Here is a 6,252-nt window from a genome sequence, read left to right as displayed (position 1 = left end):
CGATAGCTCAGTTGGTAGAGCAGAGGATTGAAAATCCTCGTGTCCCTGGTTCGATTCCGGGTCGAGGCACCATTTATACAAAGCCTCGCATATGCGGGGCTTTTTTGTTTCTAAGTTTTTTCTATCCTGCTCTATTTTTCCAGCACGTCATAAACAGTAAGTCCCTCTGTCCTTTTCGTACCTCTTTGAGAACTTTATTCAGCTTTTTTGGCTAAAAATTAGGTTGTTTATTGATTTGTGATCAATATGTTAATGATTGGCGTATCTACGGCACTCATAATTTCATCGCAAAGTATGTAATGTTATGTAAAGTCAATTGAGCAACGTTTGCTAAAGTGCTTGAATAACATTCATAAATAGCATTAATCAGGTTTAAACATGATGTGGCAATATAAGCCATCTTTATTGGCAATAAGTATTATGCTGCTGAGTGGTTGTACGAGTAACTTAAACCCGCAACTACGTGAGCAAGCACCGAATACACTCCCAGATCAGTGGCAACAAACAGCTGTTGAATCAGTAGTTGCTGTCAACGACACATGGTTTAATAAACTTGCTTCACCAACAGTAAAGCAGCTAGTTACTCAAGCGCTAAAAAACAATCAGCAACTATTGCAAAACCGTTTTGATGTAGAAATACAAAAACAGCAATTAATTGTCACCGGTGCCGCTTTATGGCCCAGTTTAGATATTTCAACGCGAGTAGGGCGAAGCAAAGATAATCGTCCGGTTAGTTATAATAACTCAAGCTCTGTATCGTTAGAGTTAGGTTATGAAATTGATTTATGGGGTAAACTCTCGGATGCAAAGCGTAGAGACAACCTCAACTACCTTGCTCAGCAAGCTCGCTATGAGCAAACTAAACAACAGCTTATTGCAGATGTTATAACAAATTGGTTTAACTTAATCAGTGCAGAGCAATTACTTGATTTGTTTAAGCGCAGAGAAGCTAACGCCCAGCAAAACCTCGAGATTATTGAGTCGGGTTATCGCCAAGGTTTAAATGAAGCGTTAGATGTTTATTTAGCTCGCAATGAGTTAAACAATGAACGCTCTCGCATAGCAACCCAAAAAGCAAATTTGACTCAAGCTGCACGTAGCCTTGAGCGTTTATTGGGGGATTATCCAAAAGGATTGATAGCAGCGAATAACGACCTACCTGTAATTAATGACGACATACCCCTTGGTTTACCGTCGGAGCTTATTACTCGCAAACCTGCGTTGCGTGCTAGTTGGTATCAGTTATTAGCCAGCGACGCTTCGCTTGCGTATGCGCATAAACAGCGTTTTCCGAGTTTAAATTTAGCGGCAGGTTTAAGCGATAGCACTAACAGGGTAAGCGACTTATTTTCTGCTTCAAGTCTTGCGTGGTCACTTATTGGTAGCATTTCAGCGCCTATTTTTGACGCTGGGCGACTTGCTGCGAACGAGGAAATAGCCAGTTTACAAACGCAAAAGCAAGAGCAAGCCTATCTGCAATCTTTATATGATGCATTTGGTGATGTTGAAAATGCTATTACCCTACAACAATCTTTAAAGGCACGCTACCAAAGCACCTTGCAGGCACAAGAAAATGCCTTAGCAGCAGAGCAATTATCGTTTGAACAATATCAAAGTGGTTTAGTGAGCTACACCACCGTATTAGATGCACAAGCACGCTCGTTTGATGCACAAAGTTCACTGATTGAAATTAAAAATCAATTACTCACAAATCGCATTAAATTACATGTTGCTCTTGGGGGCGACTTTGCAAAATCAAGATCCGCACAGGATGAGCAAGCACTATGAAACTCAACAAACAAAAAATAATTGTTCCCGCTGCTATCATTATAGCGACCATTTTTTTGGTGATGTTTATTAAAGGAAACCCGCCTAAAGCATCACGTTTTTCAGCACCGCTAAAAGCAAAAATTAATGTAGCGGTAAAACCATTGCAGTTGATTGACTACCCCGTTGAAATTGATAGCTTTGGTACGGTTAAACCACGAACTCAAAGTATGTTGGTGGCTCAGGTTTCTGGGCTGATTATTGATATAAATGAGCAGTTCCGCGAAGGCGGCTTTTTTGAAAAAGGCGATGTGTTACTTCAGTTAGATGATCGCGATTTAAAAGCAGAAGTTAAATCAGCACAAGCTAATTTGCTCAATGCCGAGCAAAACTTATTAGAAGAGCAAGCGCGAGGCCGACAAGCGCTTACTGATTGGCAACGTTTAGGCAATGAGTCTGAACCGAGTATTTTAGTACTTAGAAAGCCACAGCTAGCTGCAGCGCAAGCACAGGTTTTGTCAGCACAAGCACAATTGGAAAAAGCGCAACTAAATCTTGAACGTACTAAAATTAAAGCCCCTTATGCTGGGCGAGTATTAAACCGCAGCGTTGATTTAGGTCAGGTGGTATCTAACAATATGCAGTTGGCGACAATTTATGCAACCGACAGTGTTGAAATACGCTTACCGATAAAGAATAAAGATCTGCCTTTTATTAATTTACCTGAGCAATATCGAGATGGTGCTAAAAATCAGCGTGGCTCAGCGGTTAATTTCACTTCAGATTTAATTGGCGAGCAACAATGGCAAGGCCAACTTATTCGTACTGAGGGCGCAATAGATGAAAGTGCTCAGCAATTGTATGTGGTGGCTAAAATTAATGACCCTTATAAATCAACCAGTGATAATCAATACCCAGTAAAAATAGGGCAATACGTTAAAGCTAAAATTAATGGCAAAGTCGCCTCTCAGGTACTCGTTATTCCCAATAGTGCGATATATCAAGGCAGTTATGTTTATGTGGTTGAAAATGGCACACTACAGCGTAAAAATATTGCTTTAGCGTGGCAAAATGCGCTGCAAGGCATTGTGAGTAAAGGTCTTGAAGCGGGTAGTCAATTAGTGCTGACGCCACTGGGGCAAGTGAGTTCAGGTACGCCAGTGCAGATAATGGATGCGACTCCTAAAGCACAAAAACCAGGAGAGCAGCCATGATCGCTTGGTTTACACGTAACCATGTGGCTGCCAACTTACTGCTAATTAGTATTGTGTTGGGCGGCCTATTCAGCCTGTCTTCTAAGTTACCGTTAGAGGTGTTTCCCTCGTTTGTTTCTGATCGTATAAATATTAGTGTGAGTTTACGTGGTTCAACCCCAGAAGATGCTGAAAAAGGGGTCACCATACGAATAGAAGAAGCATTACAAGATCTCGAAGGTATTAAACAAATATCGAGCCGCTCTTCTGAGGGGTCATCACAAGTGAGCGTTGAGGTTGACACTGGCTACGACGAGCGTGAATTGTTAGCGGATATAAAGAGCCGTGTCGATGCCATTAATACCTTTCCAGCCGATGCAGAAAAACCAGTAATAGGGTTAATCCAGCGTAAGCGTGAAGTAATAGCAGTCACTGTTTCAAGTGACTACAACGAAAAAGAAACCCTAGAATATGCAGAGCAAGTCCGTGATGAATTACTGCGTATTCCGGCGATTACCCAAGTTGAACTTAGTGGCGTACGTAATTATGAGCTGGCAATCGAAGTAAGCCAAGATACGCTGCGCCAATACGATTTAACCTTGGCGCAAATATCCAGTGCCATTGCCAATTCAAGTTCTGATATTTCAGCAGGAAACCTTAAAACAGAGGGCGGCGATGTACTTATTCGCTCTAAAGGGCAAGCTTACCGCAAAGATGAATTTGCAAGCATTGTGATAAAAAATCAAGCCGATGGCACTATTATTCGCTTAAGTGATATTGCAACCATTAACGATGATTTTGAAGAAACCCCCGTGCGCACCCGCTTTAATGGCAAACAAGCCGCATTTATCGATGTGTACCGTATTGGTCCGCAAAGTGCGATAGAAGTGGCCGATGCAGTTAAAAACTATATTACCAGTGAGCAAGCTAATTTACCGCAAGGGTTTTATTTAAGCTATTGGGATGATGACTCCGAGGTAGTAAAAAGCCGTATTGCCACCCTAACTAGCAATGCTTTACAGGGCGGTATTTTGGTACTGGGGTTACTGACATTATTTTTAAGACCTGCCATCGCGTTTTGGGTATTTATTGGTATTCCGGTTTCATTTATGGGCGCGTTTATGGCAATGGCCGCCTTTGGCGTGACCATAAATGTGATCAGCTTATTTGGTTTTATATTGGTGCTAGGGATTGTGGTGGACGATGCCATTGTTACCGGTGAAAACGTGTATACCCATTTAAAAACTGCCAAATCGGGCGAAGAGGCTGCTATAAAAGGAACTCAAGAAGTAGCCACGCCAGTTACATTTGGCGTGTTAACCACCGTGGCTGCTTTTTTACCCTTAGGTTTTATAGAAGGCGCGCGAGGCGCTATTTTTGCGCAAATACCGGTGGTGGTTATTCCTGTATTATTGTTTTCATTGATTGAATCTAAATTTGTGCTGCCAGCGCATTTAAAATATATCAAACTGCGCCAGCAAAAAGGCAAAGGTTCTAAATTAGAGCAACTCCAACAACGTTTTGCAGATGGTTTTGAGCATGCCATTTTAAAATATTACCAACCCGTATTAGGGCTAGCGCTACGCAACAAACTGGCCACAGTCAGTTTATTTATGGGCGTGTTTTTAATTATTTTAACCATGATCACCAGTGGTTGGACTAAGTTTATTTTCTTCCCACGTATTCCCAGTGAAACAGTTCGGGTTAATTTAACTTTTCCTGCGGGAACACCGTTTGAAGTCACGAATAAATACATTATTGATATGTCAGATAAAGCCAGAGAGCTTCAGCGTAAGTATCAAGATGAAGAAACAGGGCAAAGTATTATCCTTAATATTCTAGCGAGCACTGGCGGGCGAGGCGGTGCGGCTAATTCGGGTAGTGTGCGCTTTGAAATCACCCCAGCAGAACAACGAGAGTCTGATATTGGTTCGCGTGAGTTGGTAAAAGAGTGGCGGCAATTAATAGGGGTGATCCCTGGGGCTGAAAGTCTCACATTTAGAGCCGAAATAGGTAGAAGCTCAAACCCAATTGATATTCAATTATCGGGTAATTCCATTACCACACTGCAAACAGTGGCTGAGCAAATTAAACAACGATTGGCCACTTATCCAAGCGTGTTTGATATTGCCGATAGCATGTCTGATGGTAAAGAAGAGCTACAAATAGAGCTAACAGAGCAAGGGCTTGCACTTGGATTAAATAGAGTTGATGTATCAAGACAAGTACGTAACTCGTTTTTTGGTGTACAAGTACAGCGCATTCAACGCGGGCGTGATGATGTGCGCGTTATGGTGCGCTTACCTATAGATGAAAGGCGCTCAGTTGCTGATTTAAAAGATATATTAATACAAACGCCTAATGGTGGGCGAGTGCCGCTGTCACACGTTGCTACTTTAGTACCTGGCCAAAGTCCATCAACCATTACCCGTATTGATCGTTACCGTACTCTTAATGTGTCGGCGGATGTAGAAAAAACCGATACCAATATGACCGTGCTTCAAGCTGATTTAAAAACCTACTTAGATGAACTGGTGCAACAATACCCAGGTGTAAGCCATTCATTAGAAGGTGAAGCCAAAGAGCAGCGCGAATCGTTTGGTTCGTTACTGTGGGGAATGGTATTTGTATTTTTTGTAATTTATGGGTTGCTCGCAATTCCCTTTAAATCGTACTTACAGCCACTGGTGGTGATGAGCATTATTCCTTTTGGCATGATTGGCGCAGTAATTGGCCATTGGATCATGGCTATGGAGCTTACCATTATGAGTTTGCTGGGAATGCTCGCGTTAATTGGGGTCGTGGTGAACGACTCGTTAGTATTGGTTGATTTTATTAATAAAAAGCGCAGTGAAGGGCTCGATTTAATGGAGGCTGTTAAAACCGCCGGCGTAGCGCGTTTTCGACCGGTTATGCTAACTAGTTTAACCACCTTTATAGGCTTAATGCCGCTGCTGTTTGAAAAGGCGACTCAGGCGCAGTTTTTAATTCCTATGGCAGTAAGCCTAGGTTTTGGGATTATATTTGCGACCTTTATAACCTTATTACTCGTTCCGGTTAACTATATGCTGATGGAGCGCTTTCAAGGCTGGTTTAAGTAAGTGCAGACTACATAGATAAGTAGAAGTTTCAGGCACTAAGTTTCAGGTACTAGTAAGTAAAGCATCGGACTGTAAAAAATTCAGTTCGGTGTTTTTTATAATAACTAGGTGATTAATACACGGCTAGCGCATTTTAATCCCAGACTCTAACAGGGTTGAGCGGTAATCATCGTCTAGCCCTGCCATTTTCT

General features: G+C 42.0%; 3 protein-coding genes. All 3 read left to right on the top strand.

Annotated elements, in window-relative coordinates; all coding sequences use genetic code 11:
- Window positions 1-378: 378 nt before the first annotated feature.
- Genes MTN97_RS17700 through MTN97_RS17690 form a run of 3 tightly spaced genes read left to right on the top strand, consistent with a single transcriptional unit; the run spans window position 379 to window position 6,061 of the window.
- Window positions 379-1,788: a TolC family protein gene (locus MTN97_RS17700; RefSeq protein WP_248475020.1), complete on the top strand. Its 1,410-nt coding sequence runs from the start codon at window positions 379-381 to the stop codon at window positions 1,786-1,788.
- Entirely contained in the window at window positions 1,785-2,981 is a 1,197-nt protein-coding gene (locus tag MTN97_RS17695) for an efflux RND transporter periplasmic adaptor subunit (protein WP_248475019.1), read from the top strand. The genes MTN97_RS17700 and MTN97_RS17695 overlap by 4 nt, the downstream gene beginning before the upstream one ends.
- Window positions 2,978-6,061, top strand: coding sequence for an efflux RND transporter permease subunit (locus MTN97_RS17690; protein ID WP_033102606.1), 3,084 nt, complete (start codon window positions 2,978-2,980; stop codon window positions 6,059-6,061). The genes MTN97_RS17695 and MTN97_RS17690 overlap by 4 nt, the downstream gene beginning before the upstream one ends.
- The last annotated feature ends 191 nt before the right edge of the window (window positions 6,062-6,252 follow it).

Origin of the sequence: Pseudoalteromonas sp. 2CM36K (genome assembly GCF_023161865.1) — a bacterium.
Classification (GTDB): Bacteria; Pseudomonadota; Gammaproteobacteria; order Enterobacterales; family Alteromonadaceae; genus Pseudoalteromonas; species Pseudoalteromonas tetraodonis.
This window is presented reverse-complemented; position numbering and strand designations above follow the sequence as displayed.

What these genes read in the sequence shown, in the direction of transcription:
- MTN97_RS17700 (WP_248475020.1), top strand. Translation starts at nt 379, where the DNA reads ATGATGTGGCAATATAAGCCATCTTTATTGGCAATAAGTATTATGCTG.
- MTN97_RS17695 (WP_248475019.1), top strand. Translation starts at nt 1,785, where the DNA reads ATGAAACTCAACAAACAAAAAATAATTGTTCCCGCTGCTATCATTATA.
- MTN97_RS17690 (WP_033102606.1), top strand. Translation starts at nt 2,978, where the DNA reads ATGATCGCTTGGTTTACACGTAACCATGTGGCTGCCAACTTACTGCTA.